Source organism: Vibrio sp. Vb1018, from assembly GCF_033338775.1.
In the GTDB taxonomy this organism is placed as follows: domain Bacteria; phylum Pseudomonadota; class Gammaproteobacteria; order Enterobacterales; family Vibrionaceae; genus Vibrio; species Vibrio alginolyticus.
In genome coordinates this window covers 59,603-80,305 of record NZ_JAWOTI010000002.1, presented here as the reverse complement: position 1 = coordinate 80,305, position 20,703 = coordinate 59,603, and the positions used below count along the sequence as shown (strand labels likewise).

The 20,703-nt window shown below is 41.2% G+C and carries 18 protein-coding genes; 10 read left to right on the top strand and 8 right to left on the bottom strand.

Annotation, left to right across the window (positions count from 1 at the left end; all coding sequences use genetic code 11):
* Positions 1 to 344 precede the first annotated feature (344 nt).
* A complete protein-coding gene (locus tag R7Z10_RS02770) occupies positions 345 to 1,784 on the top strand; it encodes an FAD-dependent oxidoreductase (RefSeq protein ID WP_033907074.1) in 1,440 nt (479 codons plus the stop codon).
* A 28-nt stretch (positions 1,785 to 1,812) separates the two neighbouring features.
* Here R7Z10_RS02770 and R7Z10_RS02765 read toward each other — a convergent pair whose 3' ends face one another.
* From R7Z10_RS02765 to R7Z10_RS02755, 3 genes are read right to left on the bottom strand one after another with little or no spacing between them, the layout of a single operon-like run.
* Complete coding sequence (locus R7Z10_RS02765; RefSeq protein WP_005376316.1) at positions 1,813 to 2,748, bottom strand: biotin-dependent carboxyltransferase family protein; 936 nt, start codon at positions 2,746 to 2,748, stop codon at positions 1,813 to 1,815.
* Entirely contained in the window at positions 2,745 to 3,428 is a 684-nt protein-coding gene (locus R7Z10_RS02760; RefSeq protein ID WP_318103869.1) for a carboxyltransferase domain-containing protein, read from the bottom strand. Before R7Z10_RS02760 ends, R7Z10_RS02765 begins: the two co-directional genes overlap by 4 nt.
* A complete protein-coding gene (locus R7Z10_RS02755; RefSeq protein ID WP_053307689.1) occupies positions 3,428 to 4,183 on the bottom strand; it encodes a 5-oxoprolinase subunit PxpA in 756 nt (251 codons plus the stop codon). Before R7Z10_RS02755 ends, R7Z10_RS02760 begins: the two co-directional genes overlap by 1 nt.
* A gap of 319 nt (positions 4,184 to 4,502) precedes the next feature.
* Between R7Z10_RS02755 and R7Z10_RS02750 the strand changes: the two genes are divergently transcribed.
* Together R7Z10_RS02750 and galE are read left to right on the top strand one after the other, a co-directional pair.
* Positions 4,503 to 6,461, top strand: a complete 1,959-nt coding sequence (locus R7Z10_RS02750; protein WP_053307690.1) for a diguanylate cyclase — start codon at positions 4,503 to 4,505, stop codon at positions 6,459 to 6,461.
* A 54-nt stretch (positions 6,462 to 6,515) separates the two neighbouring features.
* Entirely contained in the window at positions 6,516 to 7,532 is a 1,017-nt protein-coding gene (galE, locus tag R7Z10_RS02745; RefSeq protein WP_318103868.1) for a UDP-glucose 4-epimerase GalE, read from the top strand.
* Positions 7,533 to 7,867: 335 nt separating this feature from the next.
* On the opposite strand, the gene R7Z10_RS02740 is transcribed toward galE, so the two are convergent.
* Complete coding sequence (locus R7Z10_RS02740; RefSeq protein WP_176311554.1) at positions 7,868 to 10,006, bottom strand: TonB-dependent hemoglobin/transferrin/lactoferrin family receptor; 2,139 nt, start codon at positions 10,004 to 10,006, stop codon at positions 7,868 to 7,870.
* Between the two features lie 231 nt (positions 10,007 to 10,237).
* On the opposite strand from R7Z10_RS02740, the gene R7Z10_RS02735 reads away from it, so the two are divergent.
* Positions 10,238 to 11,125 carry a LysR family transcriptional regulator gene (locus R7Z10_RS02735; RefSeq protein ID WP_017634152.1) on the top strand — a complete coding sequence of 296 codons (888 nt, stop codon included), beginning with the start codon at positions 10,238 to 10,240 and terminating at the stop codon, positions 11,123 to 11,125.
* A 77-nt stretch (positions 11,126 to 11,202) separates the two neighbouring features.
* On the opposite strand, the gene R7Z10_RS02730 is transcribed toward R7Z10_RS02735, so the two are convergent.
* Entirely contained in the window at positions 11,203 to 13,836 is a 2,634-nt protein-coding gene (locus tag R7Z10_RS02730; protein WP_318103867.1) for a bifunctional acetate--CoA ligase family protein/GNAT family N-acetyltransferase, read from the bottom strand.
* Positions 13,837 to 14,072: 236 nt separating this feature from the next.
* Here R7Z10_RS02730 and R7Z10_RS02725 point away from each other — a divergent pair, with 236 nt between their 5' ends.
* The 4 genes from R7Z10_RS02725 (at position 14,073) to yciH (ending at position 16,609) form a co-directional block, all read left to right on the top strand.
* On the top strand, positions 14,073 to 14,642 hold the full coding sequence (locus R7Z10_RS02725) for an SPOR domain-containing protein (RefSeq protein WP_005390018.1): 570 nt from the start codon (positions 14,073 to 14,075) through the stop codon (positions 14,640 to 14,642).
* A gap of 149 nt (positions 14,643 to 14,791) precedes the next feature.
* A complete protein-coding gene (locus R7Z10_RS02720; RefSeq protein WP_033907069.1) occupies positions 14,792 to 15,781 on the top strand; it encodes a D-alanine--D-alanine ligase in 990 nt (329 codons plus the stop codon).
* Between the two features lie 128 nt (positions 15,782 to 15,909).
* Positions 15,910 to 16,296, top strand: coding sequence for a DUF3319 domain-containing protein (locus R7Z10_RS02715; RefSeq protein WP_005376294.1), 387 nt, complete (start codon positions 15,910 to 15,912; stop codon positions 16,294 to 16,296).
* Position 16,297: 1 nt separating this feature from the next.
* Positions 16,298 to 16,609, top strand: coding sequence for a stress response translation initiation inhibitor YciH (gene yciH, locus R7Z10_RS02710; protein WP_005376292.1), 312 nt, complete (start codon positions 16,298 to 16,300; stop codon positions 16,607 to 16,609).
* 314 nt (positions 16,610 to 16,923) lie between these two features.
* Here yciH and R7Z10_RS02705 read toward each other — a convergent pair whose 3' ends face one another.
* Positions 16,924 to 17,163, bottom strand: a complete 240-nt coding sequence (locus R7Z10_RS02705) for a hypothetical protein (protein ID WP_318103866.1) — start codon at positions 17,161 to 17,163, stop codon at positions 16,924 to 16,926.
* A gap of 679 nt (positions 17,164 to 17,842) precedes the next feature.
* Here R7Z10_RS02705 and R7Z10_RS02700 point away from each other — a divergent pair.
* Complete coding sequence (locus tag R7Z10_RS02700; protein ID WP_318103865.1) at positions 17,843 to 18,682, top strand: LysR family transcriptional regulator; 840 nt, start codon at positions 17,843 to 17,845, stop codon at positions 18,680 to 18,682.
* Positions 18,683 to 18,978: 296 nt separating this feature from the next.
* Entirely contained in the window at positions 18,979 to 19,191 is a 213-nt protein-coding gene (locus R7Z10_RS02695; protein ID WP_005376260.1) for a hypothetical protein, read from the top strand.
* A gap of 90 nt (positions 19,192 to 19,281) precedes the next feature.
* Here R7Z10_RS02695 and R7Z10_RS02690 read toward each other — a convergent pair whose 3' ends face one another.
* Together R7Z10_RS02690 and R7Z10_RS02685 are read right to left on the bottom strand one after the other, a co-directional pair.
* Entirely contained in the window at positions 19,282 to 19,671 is a 390-nt protein-coding gene (locus R7Z10_RS02690; protein ID WP_318104119.1) for a universal stress protein, read from the bottom strand.
* A gap of 865 nt (positions 19,672 to 20,536) precedes the next feature.
* The gene (locus R7Z10_RS02685) at positions 20,537 to 20,698 is read right to left on the bottom strand and encodes a YoaH family protein (RefSeq protein WP_318103864.1); all 162 of its coding nucleotides are present in this window, start codon (positions 20,696 to 20,698) and stop codon (positions 20,537 to 20,539) included.
* Positions 20,699 to 20,703 lie beyond the last annotated feature (5 nt).

Sequence of the window (20,703 nt, the reverse complement as noted above, 5' to 3'; positions counted from 1 at the left end):
AGTGTTATCAAGTTTGGAACACTCCATGACACTTTTATTTTAGTTATCCACAAAAACAGTGGATAACTTTTGGGATAACTAAATGGGGTAAAAAGTGGGGTGTTTCTGCAGGCTTTGCGCCATGGGTCTTACAGTGAAATTCTTATTCACATAGACACAAAAAAGTGTCTTCTTAACCATGTAGTCAAGTACTTTTTCGCAAATTTTTTCCACTTTAATGCACTTTACAGGCGCTGTTGGATATTTCGCAAACCCATGAACTTTTTGTGATTTTAATCAAGTCCAAACACGAGTAGAATTCACCGTTAGTAAAGAATTTTCCTTATAAAATTTTTAGTGAAGCAATGAAGTCTGAGTTTCCAAGTTATAAAGATAAGCATATCGCTGTTGTTGGTGGCGGTGTAGCAGGTGCAACAGCAGCAATTCATTTTGCGGAGCTGGGTTTTAAAGTTTCCGTAATAGAGAAGGGCGTATCACTAGTAAATGGTCCACCCATTTGTCATTTGCATGCTGGTGGTAATTTATATCGAGAGATTTCCGAGCAACAGTGCTTAGACTTGTTAGCACAATCTATTGATACTGTTCGCCTGTATCCGCTTTCACTGAATATTCGTCCGACAATCATCGCGGTTCCTCATTCCGATGGTGGAGACCCATCCACACTAATTCCGCGATTAGAGGTTGTGAAAAGTGCTTATCAGACGCTCGTTGATAAAGATGAGAGTAATAAAGTGCTCGGCGAGCCAAGCGAATACTACAAACTGTATTCAAAAGCGGAGCTAGAAGCTCTCGCGCAACGTACTCAACCAAGTCATCCTACAAACTTCGATGAGTGGTGCATTCCTTTTGCTCAACATGCTGATCTTGAAGCGCTAAAGTATCCTGTTGTCGCAGTTCAAGAATATGGTTGGAGTGTTTTTCGCCTCGCCGCAATTGCCAACTTAACACTAGATACGCTTCCTAATGCTTCGGTCTTCACACAAGCAACGTTTAAGCAAGCCGATTGGATGGGGGAACACTGGCAACTTGGCTATGAACGTGAAGGTATCGATTACCTGATGACATGCGACTACTTGGTTAACGCGTGTGGCTTTGAAACAGGCTCAATTGACAACACAGTTGGTGCCAAGCGAGACAGGTTGGTGGAGTTTAAAGCCGCTTACGTTACGAGGTGGGCAGACTGTCAACAACAATGGCCAGAAGTTATTTTTCATGGCCCGCGTGGAACCGATAAAGGAATGGCTCAATTGACGCCTTATGGCGATGGTTACTTTCAACTTCATGGTATGACAAAAGGAATCACGCTGTTTGAAGATGGTTTAGTGGAGAGCACGAACTCATCTGCTCAACCTGAACTGCCTATGCCTTTACTCTCGAAGATCCGTTACGGCTGGAGAGAAGAAGTGTTAGAAGAGCGAACGAACAACGCCATCAAACACATGGCGCAGTTTATTCCCGACTATCACTCTGCTGTAAAAGGAGGAAAAGCATTATTTGGCGCTCAGCAAATTCCCGGAACAGATCCAGTACTCAGAGCGGCAGATGTGACTTTTGAAGATAACCACTACGCGAGAATAGAGGTGGTAAAAGCGTCATCGACACTACTCGCAGCGCAAAAAATGCTTCAATTCTGGTTTGACATCGATCCTAACCAAAATGTGGAAACACAGCATCCGGTCGCTGTGAAGTGGTCTGAACAAGAGGTCGAGCAGTACGCGATTAAACTCACTCAAGAGCGAGGCTATCCACAAGCTTTAGCAGTGCGTTATGGTATGCCTGCATAATCGGCTGTGTTTGGGCTCAGTGGTTGTATTAATACCCAAAAAACTGAGCCCATTGGCACCATACTTCTTGCAAGCCTAGTCTATCTCCTTTCACAAAATTGACTTTTTGTCCGGGTTTCGCCTGTGCCAGTCTAGGTAAGTCAATACGAGCTACGCAGCCAAATTTAGGATACCCGCCAATAGTCTGGTGATCGTTGAGCAGCACAATAGGGTTACCATCGCTAGGTACTTGAATTGAACCTAATGCAATTCCCTCTGATAGGACGCCTTCGTAAGGTGGACGAATGTTATTGCCCTCAAGACGGTAGCCCATGCGATTCGAATTTGGGGAGATGATGAATGCTTTGTTATAAAATGCTTGGCGAGCGTCTTCATCAAAGTCCTCGTTCTGATAGCCTTCAATCACTCTCAGCTTAATGGGTAAGTTGTAATCTGGCTTAAAGCGAAACGTCATTTGCCTTGGTTTACGTTTCGGTAAGTTATGAGGGACAAAGGGAAGAATATCACCAGCTTTCAAAGCGCCACCATTTGAATCATAACCACCTAGAGATTCTCGCAAGACGGTCGATGCGCTTCCTAAGTGCTGAGCAACATTGAATCCACCTTTAACCGCTAGGTAGGAGCGAAGTCCATTCCTTGCGACTCCGAACTGAAGCTTCTGTCCTTTTTTCAACGTAAAGTCAGACCAATTTGAAATAGGTTCACCATCTATTTTCGCATTTAAGTCACCGCCACATATAGCAAGGTGGCAGTTATGCAATGCAATAAAACAAGCGTTACCCAGAGTAATTTCAATCGCAACGCAATTGACTACGTTACCAAGCAAATGGTTGGCCCAACTGTAAGCATAGTCGTCGACCGGGCCACCTTGAGTCACACCGACATGCGCTAAGCCAAAACGACCAAAGTCTTGAACTAAAGAGAGCGGTCCTGGCTTTTCCACCAGTAATCCACCGTAACTCATAGTACGCCTCCTAAATCGATAAACTCTTGTTTTGAAATAGCATTAAAGGTGACCTTGTCACCCACTTCAAACGGTATAAAAGGAGTAGAGTCGGAGAAGAGCGCAAGCGGGCTTTTACCAATAATGTTCCATCCGCCAGGACTATCTGATGGATAGACGGCCGTTTTAGAGTCTGCGATTCCTACACTTCCGGCCGGCACTTGAGTTCTTGGTGTGGCAAGCCTTGCCATGTGCAATTGAGTATCAACGTCCGAGAGAAATGCAAAGCCTGGAGCAAAGCCAATTGCAGAAACCGCGTACTCGGTTTTCGTATGCAGGGTAATAAGATCGTCTAATGACAGACCTCGCTTTTTAAAACGAGATAGATCTAACGCGGTTTCTTCAGAGTAATATACAGGGATAGTAATGTGATTCGGCTGGGAAAGCTTAAGTGATTGAGTATCAAACTGGCTCACGATTTGTTGCAGCTCATTGGCTAAGTTCTTTTCGTTGATTCGAAAAGGTAAGTAATCAATGAGAATAGTTTGATAGGAGGGGACAACGTTCATAACAATTGAAGCGAAAGTTTCTCTTATGCTGCGAGCAAGCTCTCCGACTGCATTTTCAGAAATACTCTCATCAAACTTAATGAAAATACTGCACTCGGAGATCAAAGAGATATTAAATTTCTCTTTATGCATTAATTTCCTCCAGCGTATAGGCTTTGGCGGATCTTTTGGATCAGCGCGATCGACTCTTCATTGTCACCATGAACACAAATTGTGTCGGCTTCCAATAATATGTAACCGCCTGAAGCGGTTTTGACACGCCCAGAGTCAGCTAAGGTCCGGACTTGCTCAAGTATCGCGTGCTCGCTTTTTAACACGGCATTGGGCTGTGTTCTAGGAGTCAGTAAGCCGTCATCTTGGTATAAACGATCTGCAAATGCTTCAAATAGCAAGGGAACATCATAATCGTCTGCGATTTCTAAGTATTTTTCGTTTTCCTGTGAAGCTAGGATCATTAACGGTACTTTGAACAGTGCTGCCGCCTTTACTACCGCTCTAAATATCGCATCACTTTTCATCATGTCGTTGTATAGAGCACCATGAGGCTTTATGTAACTGATGTCTGTGTATTGCGCCCGGCATAATGCTTGTAAAGCACCAACCTGATATATAACCATGTTCGTAATTTCATCACCCGTCATGCTTATGCTTCGTCTGCCAAAGCCTTGTAGGTCGGCGTAACCTGGGTGTGCGCCAATATCAACATCGTTGTCATTCGCTAGGGTGATAGTGTCGTGCATGACATTAGGGTCGGAGGCATGAAAACCACACGCGATGTTCGCCATATCAACATGGGGCATCACTTCTTCATCTGCGCCCATACTCCAAGAGCCAAAGCTCTCGCCCATATCACAGTTCAATGTAAGTTGCTGTTTATTCAATGTCATACGTTTTATTTCTACACAAGCAATGGGTTTACGATGCAGGAAAATGCATCTAGGTTCAGTGACTCACTTCATTCTTCTATCATGAAAACGAGGCTTTTTGAGCAGATAGGTGACGAAAAAGATCACGTTAGTCCATAAAGATGTTGCCGTTATTTGAGTTGATCCGAATTTTAAGGTATTTCGTTTCTTTTCCATCCAATTTTTGAGAATTTAAGGTTATTTTGCATTAGCATCGTGTTAATCTTGTCGCCCTTCATGGGTGATAGATTGCATAATGGTTCTTCTGTCATTTTTGTGGTTGTCTGCGACAGGAATATATATGTCATTACGAGCGAAGCTTATTTGGCCTCTTCTGGTCTTTTTAACGGCTATCTTTGTTATCTCAAAAGGTTACACCTCGTATACTGTATACCAATCGTCTAAGCATGAACTGGTCGAGCAGACAAGAAAGTTGATTAACAACGTTTCTTTCTCAATTAAAGATGCGCTGACGACAAAGGACAAGCAAAAAGCTCAAACTATTCTCGCCAACTTTTTAAACCAGCCAAATGTAACGCGGGTCAAACTTTATGACCAAGATGACCAACCATTCGCTGTTATGGAGATAAGTGGGGCACTGGCACCCGTTCCAAGTCAAACCGAAAGAAGTAGGTTGCACGCTCTAGGCTATGCCTTATCAACCAAATTTCTTTATGTTCTAGAGCCGATTATCCATGATGGCTATGTCATTGGTAGCATGAGAGTTACGCTTTCTCATCGCCCAATTGTAGAAGCCATACAATCTTTACTTCGAGATGGCGCTTTACTTCTTCTGTTTCTGATCGCTGGTGGCACTGTTTTTTACATAAGTATCGAGAGGCTTGTTCTCAGGCCCGTGATGGAACTCAACCGCGTAATAGAGAATGTGACACACGGACGAAACACGGAAAATCAAGCTCGCTATTACGCCAAGGATGAAATTGGAGACCTCGCGAGCTCTTTCAATCAAATGATGAATAGGTTAACAGTACGTGAGAAGCAGCGGCAACATTCGCTAGACACACTAGAACAAAAGCGCGCATTTTCAGAAGAGGTTATCGAATCTGTTCAGCATGCATTAGTTATTACAGACAATTCCGGACGTGTTATTCATTGTAATACGGCGACCCAGCAAATATTTCAAAAAAAATTAGATGAACTTAAATATGCCAATATTCGTGATCTAATTAAAACCAAAACACCGAATGAGCTGAGTCAGATCCTGAGTCGAGGCCTAGAGTGCGATGATATTCACCTCAAAAATGCAGATAACGAACAGCAGTTGAGCCTAACCAGTCGTCGCCTCTCGACACATGAATACTTACTGTTTTCGATTCAAGATATCACCGAAATTGAAGAAGCCATAAACCGGCAACGTGTTGCGGGACGCGTTTTTGAAAGCAGCCAAGATGGTCTCATTGTTCTTAATCATCGCGGTGTCATTACGATGGCAAACCCTGCCGTCACTAAGTTAGTCGGCTTAGAGGTGGATCAGCTTATTGGGAAGTCATTCATCCAAACGCTAAAGTGGCGCAAGTTACAGGAAATGATGCCTAGTATCATCGAGTCGATAGAAAATTATGGCGTTTGGCAAGGTGAAGTTATCGAGAAGAACCATATTGGTCAGTTTGTACCGATGTTTGCTCGAGTCAATCGTATCGTTAAGTGTGAAGACTATGGTTTCTATGATCTGGTTATTGTTCTTACCGACCTTTCCGGCGCAAAAGAGATGGAACGATTGGAGCATTTAGCTCATCACGATGCTTTAACGGGGTTAGCCAATCGATCTAAGTTCCATTTAGAGTTGGAACAACTAGTACAACGCTCTGGATACTTGCGTGACGAATTTGCAGTTTTGTACCTCGATCTGGATGGATTTAAAGAAGTTAACGATACCTACGGTCATGATGCAGGTGATGAAGTTTTGAAAAAAGTTTCCGAGCGTCTAACATCTGCGACGAGACATAGTGATTTAATCGCAAGACTTTCTGGTGATGAATTTGTCATGTTGGTTAATCCCGCCAATCAAAAAGTGGTCACCCGAATAGCAGAACAGTTGCTCGAGAGCATATGTGCTCCAATTGAGTACAAAGGTCACTTACTCAAAGTTGGCGTTAGTATCGGCGTAAAATTAGTCGGCGTAAATGAGCGCGATGCTACTCGAGTTTTAAAAAGTGCGGATACGGCAATGTATCAAGCAAAGAAAGCCGGGAAAGGCCAAGCAATATTAATGGGATGCGAATTACAAGAGACAGTTTAAATCGTAACGTCAAAGCTTTAAACTAACTCAATTCGCGTCAGAAGGAATAATAAAATGAAAGTACTCGTTACGGGTGGTATGGGCTATATCGGTAGTCATACGTGTATTCAAATGATCGAAGCTGGCATGACGCCAGTGATTCTAGACAACCTGTACAACAGTAAATCTACGGTATTAGATCGAATTGAAAAGGTATGTGGTGTAAAGCCAACCTTCATTAAAGCCGATATCAGAGATAAATTGGCGATGGTAGAAGCACTAAAGTCGCACAATATTGAAGCTGTTATCCATTTTGCAGGTTTAAAGGCCGTCGGTGAGTCTGTAGCAAAACCTTTAGAGTATTACGACAACAACGTTAATGGCACTTTAGTATTGGTTGATGCAATGCGTGAAGCCGGAGTTAAATCGTTGGTATTTAGTTCATCAGCGACTGTATATGGTGATCCTGCATCTGTACCCATCACAGAGGACTTTCCAACTAGCGCAACTAACCCATATGGGCGCAGCAAATTAATGGTAGAAGAGTGTTTAACCGACTTCCAAAATGCGAACCCTGACTGGAGCATTACACTTCTTCGTTACTTTAACCCGGTAGGTTCACATCCAACAGGCGAGCTAGGTGAAGATCCTCAAGGTATTCCAAACAACTTAATGCCGTTTGTTTCTCAAGTTGCGGTAGGGCGCAGAGAGTTCCTTTCTGTGTTTGGTAGTGATTATCCGACCAAAGATGGCACAGGCGTACGTGATTATATTCATGTAATGGACTTATCCGATGGTCACGTTGCTGCATTAGAAAAAGTAGGTAGCAAAGCTGGCCTTCATATCTATAACCTCGGTACTGGTAACGGCTACAGTGTACTGGACATGGTGAAAGCATTTGAAGCCGCAAGTGGTAAAGATGTCCCATACCAACTTGTTGAGCGTCGTCCAGGTGATATTGCAGAGTGTTGGGCGGATCCATCAAAAGCGATGAATGAGTTAGGTTGGAAAGCAACTCGCTCTCTAGAAGAAATGACTGGCGATACATGGCGCTGGCAGTCTACTAACCCTCAAGGTTATCCAGATGCCTAATCTTTAATTTACATAATAGTAACAAAAAGGCGCGTGATTGCGTCTTTTTTGATCCAAATCGGAAAAAATCGTAAATTACTGGTTAAAAGGTAGCAAGTATATATAGAGCTGTTAAACTATGCCCGACTCTTAATTTGGGTTATAAATTTTCTCATAGCTATTGGGGTAGTTCATGGAACTCGGTCTGATCATCACTTTCATCATTGCAGCAGCAGTAATGGTGAAAAAAGAGATGGCAAAACAGTAAACTTTCATTTTTCATACTTTTCTTTACATTTTTGAAATGAAAGCCATAAAAAAAGCCAGCATTACGCTGGCTTTTGTGTTTTTAAGGTTTAGAACTCGTATTTAACACTAATGTTATAATTACGCTCAGCTTGCGTTTTGTCTCGACTTAACTCAGTCTTACCGCGAACATCGTTCCAAAGATGGTATTCTTCATTCGTTAGATTCATAACACCAGCACGAATGGTTATATCTTTCATTGGTTTGTAGTACGCCGTTAAGTCAACGACTGTCGCAGACGGCAAAGCAACTTGGTCTTTGATTCCGCCTTTATCACCATCAGAGTTGATATCACTGTTCGATTTCTTAGCCGTGTAGTTTACTTTTAGGCTTGTCCCCCAAAGTGCATTTGGTGAATCGTAATTTACAGCAGCTACGGCATTCCATGGGTTTACACTGTTCAAAGGATTACCATCACCATCTTCACCTTCTGTGTATGCTGCAACAAAGCGAGTTGTCACGCCTGATGGAAGACCAGCAATGGCATGCCAATCAAGACGGTTAGAGAGCTCAACCCCTTTAATGTTTGCTTCACTAATATTGATATTTGTGAATTCAGTTAAACCACCATTGTTTGATGACGTTTGCTCAATAAAGTCACTGTAATCACTGTAGTAGAACGCTACTTCAGTTGCAGACGCTGCAGTGTTATGACGGTAACCAAGTTCATAAGACAAACTCTTTTCAGATCCCAAATTTGGGTTAGGGCGGTTGGTATAGCCATGAGCCGGATTATCGTAAGTGTAGTAAAGCTCGTCGAACGATGGCGCTCGGAACCCTTGGCTCACTTGCGCGAAGATCGTGCCAGGTTGCGATACAGAGTAAGTCGCTCCTAAACGACCAGTTAATGCAGAGTCGCTAAACTTCTCGAATGACTCTTCAGAAGTATTTGAAGGATTAGTAGAGAAGTAATCGTAACGCACACCTGGAGTCAGAATTAGCTTGTCATTAAGAAGCGAAATTTCATCTTGCAAGAATAAACCTAAGCTTTCTTCTTTTGCATCCGGTGTGTAAACGTAAACAGTATCTGGCGTGCCAGGATCGGAATTAAACTCGCGATTGGTATTACTGATGTCACTATGTTTGTACGATATTCCGTAAACAATATAGTGATTTTGAATCTCTTTATCTAACTGAGTTTCGAATTCAAATTTGTCTTCAGTATATTCGTAATCTTTTTTCTGTTGGTTGTCACCACTAGGCGGTACGTAAGGTGGGTAACCAGGGCTGGCTTCGATAAAGCGATTAGAGACGCCGTTTTCTTCTTTAGCAATCCATGTAAGCTTGGACGTGATCGTATCCGAGATAGCTGCATCTGCAAACCAAATGTGCTTGAGCCCAATGCGATTTTGCTTGGTTGTGTCTTCAGCGTTGAAGTTTTTGTAACTTTTATGTGCGATCTCTGAGTCAGTCTCGTTGTAAATAACTTCTCCCAAGAACTCCAAGCGATGAGCGTCATTCAATTGAGATTGAAGTTTTACCAATAGATCGTTTTTGTAATAATCTTGGTTGTCCACAGAATAGTTATCGTAAGGCGCCTTAGAGAAATTTTGTAGCTCTGCACCATCACGGCGTGTAAAGGCTATAAGTGCTTCTGTATTACCGAAACGCTTTGCTAAAGCTACATGCTCACTAAAAGAGTTATCTTCCGATGAATAAGAGAGTTTAGCTTGACCACCAAAGTCTTTACCATCTTTGAGGAAATCCTTCGGATCTTTTGTTTCGAATGCGACAACACCGCCAATTGCATCACTACCATGGAGGCTAGAAGCTGCTCCTTTAACAATTTCGACACTCTTTAGCATATCGGGGTCGACAGTAACGGCACTAGAATTGATAAACGAATATGGTCCACCGCTGAATACACCTGGTTGAGATGCACCGTCTACTAAGATTTTAACTCGTTTACCTTCCATCCCGCGAATGTTAATACTTTGGACGCCTTGGCGTTGAGTGCCATTAACAGTAACACCTGGCGTATACTCGAATAGATCATTCAAGTCCTTTACCATGTTTTCTTCGATGTCTTTCTCTGATACAACAGCAACAGAAGCAGCAACAGTGTTTATGGTTTGGTTGGTACGGGTGGCCGACACAACGACTTCTTCAAACTTAGAAGCTTCTTCCGCATAAGCAGTATGGGAAAGGGCAACTAAAATGGAGGCTGACAAAATTGATTTTTTATACATTGGCTTCAATACCTTAGATCCATAATAGGTAACAACACGCGGATATTAATGGATCTAAATGGTAATTACTATCATTACCATTGTCATTTGTTGGTTTGTATTGAATCTTCTTCTTTGGCTATGAGCATTCCTAGTCTTTAGTTATCAATGTGTTATATTATTTGTCGTTAGTTCTTGATAAGTTCATCCAAATACAACGAATGTGATGGATATCACATTAAGAGAGGCCGTGTGCAGAGTCCAATTACGTTAGAAGCACTCCATATTCTAGATGCTATTGATCGAAGAGGGAGTTTTGCTGCTGCTGCGAATGAGTTAGACAGAGCCCCGTCATCGCTGAGCTATCAAATCCAGAAACTCGAGCAAGATTTAGACATTATTATCTTCGATCGCTCTGGTCACAAAGCCCATTTTACTGAAGCAGGTAAGCTTATTCTTGAAAGAGGAAGAGCCATTTTACAAGCCAGTGAAAAGTTAGTGAACGATGCAACGTTATTGGCGAATGGTTGGGAACTGGATATTACCATTGCCTTTGATGGCATTATTCCTATATCCAATTTTTTCCCGATGGTTGATGCGCTGGCCGAGGTCAGCTCAACTCGAGTCAGGCTGCAAGAGGAGATTCTGGCTGGTAGCTGGGAGTCGTTGAATACGGGGAGAGCTGATTTACTGATTTGCCCATCACTGGATACGCTTCCTCAAGAAGTTAAGTCAGAAAAAATTGGTAAAATGAGTATGTATTGGGTAGCTTCCGCTGATCACTATGTTCACAAGCGTAGTGGTAAGTTTGATGAAGCAGCGCGAGAAAAGTATCGGATTATTGCTATTGCAGATACCGCACGTGAGCAACCAGCGCTCTCAATTAATATCATTCAAAAACAGCCTCGCTTGACCGTCACCAACTTTACGGCAAAAGTAGAAGCGCTCACTGCAGGTTTAGGTATTGGTACATTACCAAGCCAAATTGCGCAACCTCTTATTGATAGTGGTGTATTGAAACGAATCGAAGGCACTGAAGAACAGCCGATGGATATTATTTTGGCATGGCGCCGGAACACTATGGGTGAAGCAAAATCCTGGTGTATTCAGTACCTAAAAAAGAATTGGAAACTAAAGTAACAACGTAACTTTTACTTCTTAAATTCCCATTGATTATCGAATGTAAGAAGTAAAAGTCATCGCTAATGCTGAGCTTTTCAATTTAAAGGGAGCACCATATCTACCGTACCGTCTGCAAACTGGACATCGATCTCAAACCCCAAGTTCTGAGCCAACATCAACATTCCTCTATTTGTTGGCATGGTCATTCCAGACATTTGCTTTGTGCCTTTAACTTTGCAATAGCTGATTATTTTCTGCATCAGCACTTTGCCTAAACCTTTTCCTTTCAAATCTGAACGAACCAAAATAGCAAACTCAGCGTCACTATTGTCTGGTGTAATCAATGCGCGGGCTACCCCTATGATAGACGGTCCGTCAGTATTAAACGCTACCGCAACAAACGCCATTTCGCGGTCGTAGTCGATTTGAGTAAAGTTTGCCAAAGCCTCATGGTTGAACTCTCCAACTTCAGAAAAGAAACGTTTATAGAGATCTTCTTTCGATACGCTATTAATGAATTGAGCATGCAGCGGTTCATCCTCAGGCAAGATAGGGCGAAGCAGGATAGGTTGGCCATCTCGAAGCGTTACAGTTTCGACAAACTCTGCCGGGAAAGGGCGAATCGCTAGCCGTTTTTGGGCGTCTCCTTCGTATTTACACAGTGTGACATCTGCATCAAGGATAGTTAAATCGCTTCCGGACACCAGCACTGGATGGATATCCAGCCTTTGTATTTCTGGTAACTCAACTGCCATTTGGGAGATACGAACCAAGAACTTCGACAACTCAGTAATATCGAGCGCATCTTTGTGTTTCTGCAGGCGAATCTTTCCAGACTTTAGGGCAACAACGACAAGGTAGCGCGCAAGCGTCATGTTCAAAGGAGGAAGTGCAGCGACGGCATCTTGGGCGATATTCCACTCAGAGCCGCCTTGACCAAGCAAGATCACTGGTCCAAAGACTTTATCTACTGCAATACTAATCCGTAGCTCTTCAGCGCTGCCGAGCTTTGCCATCCCTTGTACCAACAGCCCATGTACATTGGCGGAAGGGTAGCTGAGCTTTACGGTATCTAAAATGGATAGCGCTGCGTTGGAAACTTCTCGACTGTTTCTTAAATTTAGAGCGACACCGTGAACATCAGATTTATGAGGAATGTCTGGAGAACGCAATTTAACCGCAACAGGATATCCAATATTTTCTGCCATATGAACGGCTTCAATGTCGTCAGATGCAATCCACGTCGGCAAAACGTTAAACCCGAACAGCTTAAATAATGGGCTAGTTTGATGCGTATCTAAGGTGACTGTGTTTTTATCCAGTAGTCGTTCGTTTACCCATTCTTTTGCTGAACTCACACTTCCTGAATGTAATGGCTCTGCCGTCGTTGGCGTTTCCATTAGTTGTTTCTGGTTTCGTCTGTATTCGACCAAGTGCATGTATGCTACAACCGCACTTTCAGGTGTTCTATAGGTTGGAATGCCTGCTTGAGTAAAGGCCAGTCGCGCTTCTCTCGACGTTTGTTCTCCTGACCAGTTGGTCAAGATATTAAAATGCTTATGCCGAGGGTGAGATTTGATGGCATTAATAACGACTTGAGCAGTTTCAAGAGGATCAGAAACAGCAGAAGGACTATGCATAATCAATATCGCATCTGCACAGTCGTTATTCATCAGTGCGTTAATGGTATCAATATAGCGTTTTTGGGTTGCGTCACCAGACAGATCAATTGGATTTCGAGCACGCCAGTTGGATGGAAGTACTGCTTGTAATTGCTCAATGGAAGCGTCATCAAGCGTTGCGAGTTGGCCACCACGTTCAATCAAAGTATCAACGGACATAACAGCAGGGCCGCCGCCATTGGTGATGATCGCTAAACGCTCTCCACGAAGTGGCACAGAATGCGTGAGTGTTTCTACCGCGGCAAAAAGCTCATGCGTATTGCTGACTCGTAACATACCAGTTCTGCGAATAGCAGAATCGTAAATTACGTCAAGTGTATCTCCGTCTTGCTGCTCAAAAGTATTCATCTCTTTAGAGCGGCCCGCTTTTAGCACCAATATACGTCGGTTACGTGAAGCGGCGCGCGCAGCAGACATAAATCGGCGAGCGTCTTGGATATTATCAACATAAAGCAGAATAGCTTCAGTGTTTCCATCCATACTCAAATAGTCGAGCAAATCTGCAAAATCGATATCTTGTCCGCGCCCAATCGAAATGAACGAAGAAAAACCAATGTTCTTATCATTTGCCCAGTCTAAAACCGTGGTACAAACCGCCGCGGATTGTGAGATGAAAGCAATTTTTCCGGGTTTAGCTGCAACAGGGGAAAACGTGCAGTTAAAATTGTGCCAAGGAAGGATGATACCTAAGCTGTTTGGGCCTAAGACTCGAATGTTCAATGATGAGATATCTAAAGGATTAGGGTCATCAGAGATAACAATCGCAAACGGTGTGCCTCTCTCATCTAGCTCTTTAAGCAATTGCTCGTTACGTGAAACGTTCGTACACAAAATTGCAATATCTGGCGTATAGGGCAGGGAAGCTACATCAGGGTAAGCGATCACGCCAGATACGGCTTTATATCGCGGCGTTACTGGCATAATCGCGCCACCAAATCCACTTTGTAGAAGGTTGCGCATCACAACATGTCCTGCTCGCAATGCTTTTTGAGATGCCCCAATAACGGCCACAGAGTTGGGTTTAAAGAGTTTATGTAGTTTATTCATGCTGACTCCTGGCCGTTTGTAAGTCACGTTGGCTTCTCGGTTTCATATCAATCATAAACGAATAATTTATTGATAAAACATCTTCAGACCAGACATTGCAGAAAATGTGTACGATGCTTATGGAGTTTGTGTTATTCATCACATCAAAATCACAGATTATTGTATTTGATGCTTGATAAACGGCCCTGCTATCGGCATGATTTATCGTAATATTTATCCAGAGCATTTGTTACTTCATGAAAAAAATCGCAATCATCGGCTTGTCAGTTCTGCTTTCTGCTTGTGCATCTGAAACTTACATCACGGATGTGACCTCAGAAAGTTACCGAGAGGACTACAAATCAGATCGTATCTCTAAACCAATTATGGCGTCTGAAAACGCTGTAGTAGAAAAAGACGTACAACCAACTGTTGTGAAAATGACGGCAAAGCCTGAAGAAAAGAAAGTAGTCAAGCTAACGCCAAAAGAGCAGGCGAAGCCAGTTAAGATCGTACCACCAAGTAAAAAGCAAGCTGGCATTCAACGATTCGGCTATACCATTCAAGTCGCAGCTGTGGGTAGCCAAGCTAAAGTCGATCAGTTTGCAAATAAGCTGCCACAGAACGGTCAGCCAATTTGGGAAAACTACAAAGTTGTAAACGGTACTAAGTGGTTCTCAGTTTTATACGGAGACTACGCAACAAGCGCAGAAGCCAAGCAAGCGATTTCGACTTTGCCAGCGCAATTTCAGCAGTTAAGACCATTTGTTAAAAGCATTGATGCAATCAAAAACTCAGCTTACCCAACGCTTAACAAATTAAATTAGCACATCAAATAAGGGAGCGAATAGCTCCCTTATTTATTTGCTCAAATCCTATTCGAACAACATTCCTCACATTAAAATTACTGTACGTCACACTTCAAAGGTTTATCATAATAAATAGTATCTTTTGTAGGTCACGGAAAGATGGATTCATGATTAAAAATATTCTTTTACTATGCGGCGGTGGCTCTTCTGAGCACGAGATTTCATTATTGTCTGCAAACTTTGTCGAACAACAACTAAATCTTATTGAAGACGTTCACGTTACACGCGTAGAAATTAAAAACGAAGGTTGGATGACCAACCAAGGTGAGTTGGTTTACTTGGATCTCAATACCAAGCAGTTGTGCTCAAGTGAATCTAATCAAACCATTGATTTCATCGTGCCTTGTATACATGGTTTTCCTGGCGAAACAGGCGACATTCAATCTCTGTTTGAAATCGCAGGTATTCCTTATCTTGGCTGCGGGCCAGAAGCGAGTAGCAATAGTTTCAATAAAATCACATCTAAGCTTTGGTACGACGCTATTGGCATACCCAATACGCCATACTTATTCTTAACGCGAAACGATGAAGAAGCTCACGTTCAAGCTCATAAAGCCTTTGAAAAGTGGGGAAAAGTTTTTGTTAAAGCCGCTCGCCAAGGTTCTTCCGTTGGCTGTTACAGTGTCACAGAAAAAGACAAGCTTTCTAATGCAGTAAATGATGCTTTTGGGTTTTCTGACCAAGTGTTGGTTGAGAAAGCAGTAAAACCTCGAGAACTTGAAGTTGCTGCATATGAGATGAATGGCCAACTACATATCACTAAGCCAGGCGAGGTCATCGCGCCTGATGGTGCTTTTTACTCGTACGATGAAAAGTACAGCAGTTCAAGTCACTCGCTCACAGAAGTTGAGGCGAAGAATCTAACTCAAATACAATTAGATTCCATCCAACACGCGTCAGAGACGGTGTTTAAACAAATGAATCTTCGTCATTTATCTCGTATCGACTTTTTCCTAACGGAAGATGATGAGATTTACTTAAACGAAGTAAACACATTTCCAGGAATGACTCCGATCTCAATGTTCCCTAAAATGCTTCAAAACAACGGGCACAAATTTCATGAGTTCTTGGAAGATTGTATAAACAGTGCAAAGTGATTAACGTTATCGAGACGCGTTTTATGATACAAGTTGTTTTCTAGAGCAAGGATTATTCAAGCCGTATTTGAATATTGCTCAGTAGCAATTATGATTATATCAACGCATTAAACAGATGACTCAGTGGTATGGCGATTTCAAATTATAGAGGTTTTAACCTGCAGTCAGTCGGATCAGATGGCAGTGTTTGGAAGGTTAAAATCAAGAACCACGTTTTACAGGGCAGTTTGACGGCGGTAAAGAAAAGCATTGATTGGTGGTGTGACACCGCATCGATTATTGATCCCAAAGAGTTTGCTTCACTCGGACAAAGAGTGCAGCAAACTGGTGTTGCAAAATCAGAGGTCTTTAACGGCTATACTATTCAAAACGATACAGGCCAACCTAACTCTTGGTACTGTATGTTTAATGGTAAACTGATTAAGGGCAGTAAAGCCGCTATTCAACGCCATATCGAAGCTTATTTGGTTGCAAAGCAAAAAGCGATGCAAGCTCAACAACAAAAGAAACAATAGAATGACTCTGGTATATTCAACAGAAACCGGTCGAATTAAGCCGGAAGAAGAAAAAGTATCTCGCCCTAAAGGCGATGGTGTTGTTCGGATTCAGCGCCAAACGAAAGGCCGTAAAGGTAAAGGCGTATGCATTGTTACAGGTTTAGACTTGGATGATGCACCTTTAAAGTTATTAGCGGCAGAACTCAAAAAAGTCTGTGGCTGTGGTGGCTCTGTAAAAGATGGCAATATCGAGATTCAAGGTGATGCTAGAGACAAGATCAAGGCACATCTTGAAAAGAAAGGCATGACAGTTAAATTAGCCGGTGGCTAATTTAATATTTCCAGTAAACAAAAATGGCGTCTAAAGAAATAGACGCCATTTTTTATAAGTTGCTAATTGAAGAGCAAGCAATCGTAGATTGATAGATCGATATTAGCTATTTTATGGTAAATAACCATTATGTTTAATGCTCACAGTAAGGCCCTTAAATTTAAAATCTGCAGGGGAATAGGAGCATACTCAGACAACATTTAGCGTACGGCGATATGCAATTTAACATAATATACATAATACGAACTTAAAGGTTAGAAGAATCGATTTTGCAGATTTGCTCGACTATTTGAGTATGGATGGAAACACTGAAGCTATTCTGCTTTATTTAGCATTGGTGAAGTCAGTTTAGTTACACCGTATTTGGCTGTTGCTGCTTTGCAAGCCTCATCAGCTGTCTTGTATGGACCGTGAACTTCGATTTCACCACAGCGACAACTTGATAATAACCAGTCATCAACTTTAAAACCGTGTGGCTGATTAAGTTCCTTCATTGTATCTTGGGTTACGTTTAACACTGTACACGTTGGTTCTGCATCTTGCTCATTCAACATGAGTCAACATGGACACGCATTTGCTTAACCCAAACGTGTAAGTACTACATTACTTTTATAGGAACAAGGAATCTAACAGATGTAAACTCTCTACTTTTCAATCTATACCTAGATCTTTCTTCATATGTTCACTCAACTCGTTAGTGGTTCTTACATTAATCTTATGTTTGCAATGATGGATTCTCAACTCTTCACCAAATAATTTTACTAGTGATTTGGTATACAAAGTATTAATATTATTTATTATTCTATACAATGTATCTTTCTGATAAACAGATCTTTTCGAATTTTGTATTGCAGTCTTCATATTTAAATATCCTCACACGTTTAACTTTATAATTTAAAGATTCAATTTCAACTTTTATTATTACTTTTTTCGATATGGAATGAGTCATTATCAATGATGCACAATCAAGAATTAAGTCACCCGAATCCAACTTAGTAATTTCACGAGAAAATTTTTTATTTTTAAATCTTTAATTTCTATATTTAATCCGATTGAGTTAATTTCTTCAGGATATCGGTTTAACTTAATATCCAATATGGTTTTATTAAGATAGTAGCCAGCCTTTATTTCATGGCAGCTTTTTAATATCATTGTCCCCCTCCGATGAAGCAAGTTATACTTTCCCACCAGTTAAAAGACAACGTGACTCAGAGTTGCAAAAAGGTAACAATCATGGAATTGATGAACAATGAGTTGATCTGCTTTGCAGCCATTTGTAAACACCTCTCTCTTACAGAGGCATCAAAAGAACTTGGAAAGTCTAAAGCTCAAGTGAGCAGGCAGCTAGCAGCATTAGAAAAACAACTTGGTGTAACACTCGTCCACAGGACAACAAGGAAACTCGTTTTAACTGATCATGGCGAAAGCATTAGAGAGCTTGCTATCAAGACGTTAGAGAGTTTGCACGAGTTAAATTACAGAGCTAGCTCGTTGAGTGAATGCATTGATGGAAAGTTTAAAATCACAATGCCCAACTCTATAGCCTCTTCTATTTTTGGTTCTGTTCTTAAAGACTTACAAGAACGATATCCAAAAGTTGATTTTGAAATATCATCAAGTAACAATGTAGAAAATTTATTAGAAAGCAATGTAGATTTAGCGATTAGGCTTAATAATGTTATTGATGACACTCTTATTGCACATAAAATTGGTGATTATAGTGATATTTTGATATCTAGGGTAAGTAATGCCAACCACAAAACACTATTAATCTACAAACATCATTCGAATAAGGAATCAATTAAAAGTCAATATACTGATGTTATCGAAGTTGATAACACCTCTATTTTAATAAACTTTGTTTCTGAGGGAGTTGGGGTTGGTGTCATTCCAAACTATCTTGTTAAAAGTAACTATATAGACAAAAACATCCGAATATCGCAAACTTTTGATATAGAACGTTCCATGTATATTGCCTACCCTTATCAAAACCCTTTGCCAAGAAAGCTAGCTGAGATATCTACTTTTATTCGGTCTGAGTTATCACAAGTATTGAAGAGTGAGTCATTTTAGGGCGGTTGTTCAGATTTAGAATTTTGCGTTGTCTACTCAACCAGGCCTAACGCTAATCTTTGTAACATATTGTTTCAGCGGCATTTATTAACCCCCCCATCTTTATGCTTGCTATCACAATGTGGGATGCTCTTCCGTCTTGTTATCAAGGTTTTGCGTGGAATAAATCACGTGGGGTAAATGATAGATTGACTTACATTAAAATTTTCATCAAAAGCAACTTTATATAAAATTGATTTCATACCAATCTATGTGTATCTTCTACCCATATCCCCACAATAACCAAGGAGAATGCCATGGATAAGCTACTCGCGTCTGCATTAGAAATTAAGCAGCGAACTATGGTGACTGGCTTTTTTGCTAGAAATGGATTCAAAATCGCTATGACCGATTTTGATGATGTCACTTTTGAGCGAGAAGGCGTGCAAGTTAACGTACATTTTGATCTGCAGTCAAACGCGGAGTCTGCATCTGTTTTATCTCATGAGGCATCAATCATTCCTGGCTAAAAACTTTTATTATCACCGATACACCAAGCCGAACATAAACGTTCGGCTTTTTATTGACAAAAAATGATGAGTGCGAACAAGAGTTGTCGATCACTCGTCTAAATAGACGATTAATAAATCAGCTTCAACTTCGTTCACAACCTTTGGTATCGATGAAAAAAAGCGACTCAATAAGTTGTGATGATGGCCACAGACAACTAAGTCTATCCCCTCTTTTTTGACGATTCCCGATAGTTTTATATGAAGATCGCCAATTACTACCATGGTCTCGTTTACTGGGTATAAGCATTTATCAGCGAGCTCTTGCAGCCTTCTTTCCAATTCTTGCTCTTCCTTCGCTTCCATGACTATGCGATCAACATCTACGTAAACAAATGAGAGTTTGCTGCTTGAGCTATCTGCTTGCATTATTGCTCTTTCGATAACGGCTTGGCTAGATTTAGATAAGTCGACAGCAACCAAAACGTGCTTGTAACCCATCATTCCTCCCTTGGTTAGTTTTTGTTCTCATATTAAGTCTAGTCCACATAGAGCGAACACAACATCAAAACTACTGGTACATGATAGTTAAAGGAGTTTAGTGTAAAACAGGCAAATAGTTTTCATTGCAACCTTGTTGCTTCCTCTCATACAAAGATCAACGATGTTTTTCCAATTTCTTCTCTAATTATCGGACTATTTAACTGGAAGGATGCCAGGAAACATTACGTTGTAACACGCGTTACTACTCTTGATTTCTACTACTCTTGAGGTTTCATATTACCCACTTCAACGTCGCCTAGTTTAGTAAAACTACTTTAGATTAAGCATGCTCAATATGTAACGCTCCGCTCAAATCCAGGAGACGTATTTCGGCTAAAAAAAGCAGTTCAATAAGATGAATTTCGATTCATCTATTACATATGTCTGCGAGTGCTTACTGTTCTTATATCGCTTATTTAATAACTCTAGTTTAATTACCGCTATAAGTTACGGTGTATCTTTTTTCTTTTTTCAGCATAATCTTCTACCTGAGAGCAAAGCCCTTTCGCGCTTTGTAATTAAATTACAAGACCAATCAAGACCAATATGGTTGGTAGATTAAATGCCCGAGGTAAATAATTGATATTATTGAGTTTAATTTATGATTTCTTTAAAAAACGCCTAATTACCTGTGCTACGAAAACCAAGGTTAACACGATTAGGTAAAATTTTACTAACTCGCTATTTAGTCTTAAAGGCAATTGAACAAGATTAAAATCATATAGGTTTAGTAAATTTTAGTTACAGCGTAACCAGGGTGGTGTTTGGGAGAGAAAATAGAAAGGCAAAAAAAAACAGGGCGTATGCCCTGTCCATGAATTGATTAGTTTTGTTGCTGTTGTTTTTCTGCGTACTCAGAACGAATCCGTTCGGCAACAATTTTGATAGCTTCTGCAGTACTTGTGCCCTTCGCTATCAATTCTTGAATTCTCTCTACAGCTTGTTGTTGCTCTTGGTGGGATAGAGGGGGTAAATCGTCAAACATAAAAA

Excerpts from the sequence above, each read along its gene's own strand:
- R7Z10_RS02770 (WP_033907074.1), top strand. The coding sequence starts at position 345 with ATGAAGTCTGAGTTTCCAAGTTATAAAGATAAGCATATCGCTGTTGTT.
- R7Z10_RS02765 (WP_005376316.1), bottom strand. The coding sequence starts at position 2,748 with ATGAGTTACGGTGGATTACTGGTGGAAAAGCCAGGACCGCTCTCTTTA.
- R7Z10_RS02760 (WP_318103869.1), bottom strand. The coding sequence starts at position 3,428 with ATGCATAAAGAGAAATTTAATATCTCTTTGATCTCCGAGTGCAGTATT.
- R7Z10_RS02755 (WP_053307689.1), bottom strand. The coding sequence starts at position 4,183 with ATGACATTGAATAAACAGCAACTTACATTGAACTGTGATATGGGCGAG.
- R7Z10_RS02750 (WP_053307690.1), top strand. The coding sequence starts at position 4,503 with ATGTCATTACGAGCGAAGCTTATTTGGCCTCTTCTGGTCTTTTTAACG.
- galE (WP_318103868.1), top strand. The coding sequence starts at position 6,516 with ATGAAAGTACTCGTTACGGGTGGTATGGGCTATATCGGTAGTCATACG.
- R7Z10_RS02740 (WP_176311554.1), bottom strand. The coding sequence starts at position 10,006 with ATGTATAAAAAATCAATTTTGTCAGCCTCCATTTTAGTTGCCCTTTCC.
- R7Z10_RS02730 (WP_318103867.1), bottom strand. The coding sequence starts at position 13,836 with ATGAATAAACTACATAAACTCTTTAAACCCAACTCTGTGGCCGTTATT.
- R7Z10_RS02725 (WP_005390018.1), top strand. The coding sequence starts at position 14,073 with ATGAAAAAAATCGCAATCATCGGCTTGTCAGTTCTGCTTTCTGCTTGT.
- R7Z10_RS02720 (WP_033907069.1), top strand. The coding sequence starts at position 14,792 with ATGATTAAAAATATTCTTTTACTATGCGGCGGTGGCTCTTCTGAGCAC.
- R7Z10_RS02715 (WP_005376294.1), top strand. The coding sequence starts at position 15,910 with ATGGCGATTTCAAATTATAGAGGTTTTAACCTGCAGTCAGTCGGATCA.
- yciH (WP_005376292.1), top strand. The coding sequence starts at position 16,298 with ATGACTCTGGTATATTCAACAGAAACCGGTCGAATTAAGCCGGAAGAA.
- R7Z10_RS02705 (WP_318103866.1), bottom strand. The coding sequence starts at position 17,163 with ATGTTGAATGAGCAAGATGCAGAACCAACGTGTACAGTGTTAAACGTA.
- R7Z10_RS02700 (WP_318103865.1), top strand. The coding sequence starts at position 17,843 with ATGGAATTGATGAACAATGAGTTGATCTGCTTTGCAGCCATTTGTAAA.
- R7Z10_RS02695 (WP_005376260.1), top strand. The coding sequence starts at position 18,979 with ATGGATAAGCTACTCGCGTCTGCATTAGAAATTAAGCAGCGAACTATG.
- R7Z10_RS02690 (WP_318104119.1), bottom strand. The coding sequence starts at position 19,671 with ATGGGTTACAAGCACGTTTTGGTTGCTGTCGACTTATCTAAATCTAGC.
- R7Z10_RS02685 (WP_318103864.1), bottom strand. The coding sequence starts at position 20,698 with ATGTTTGACGATTTACCCCCTCTATCCCACCAAGAGCAACAACAAGCT.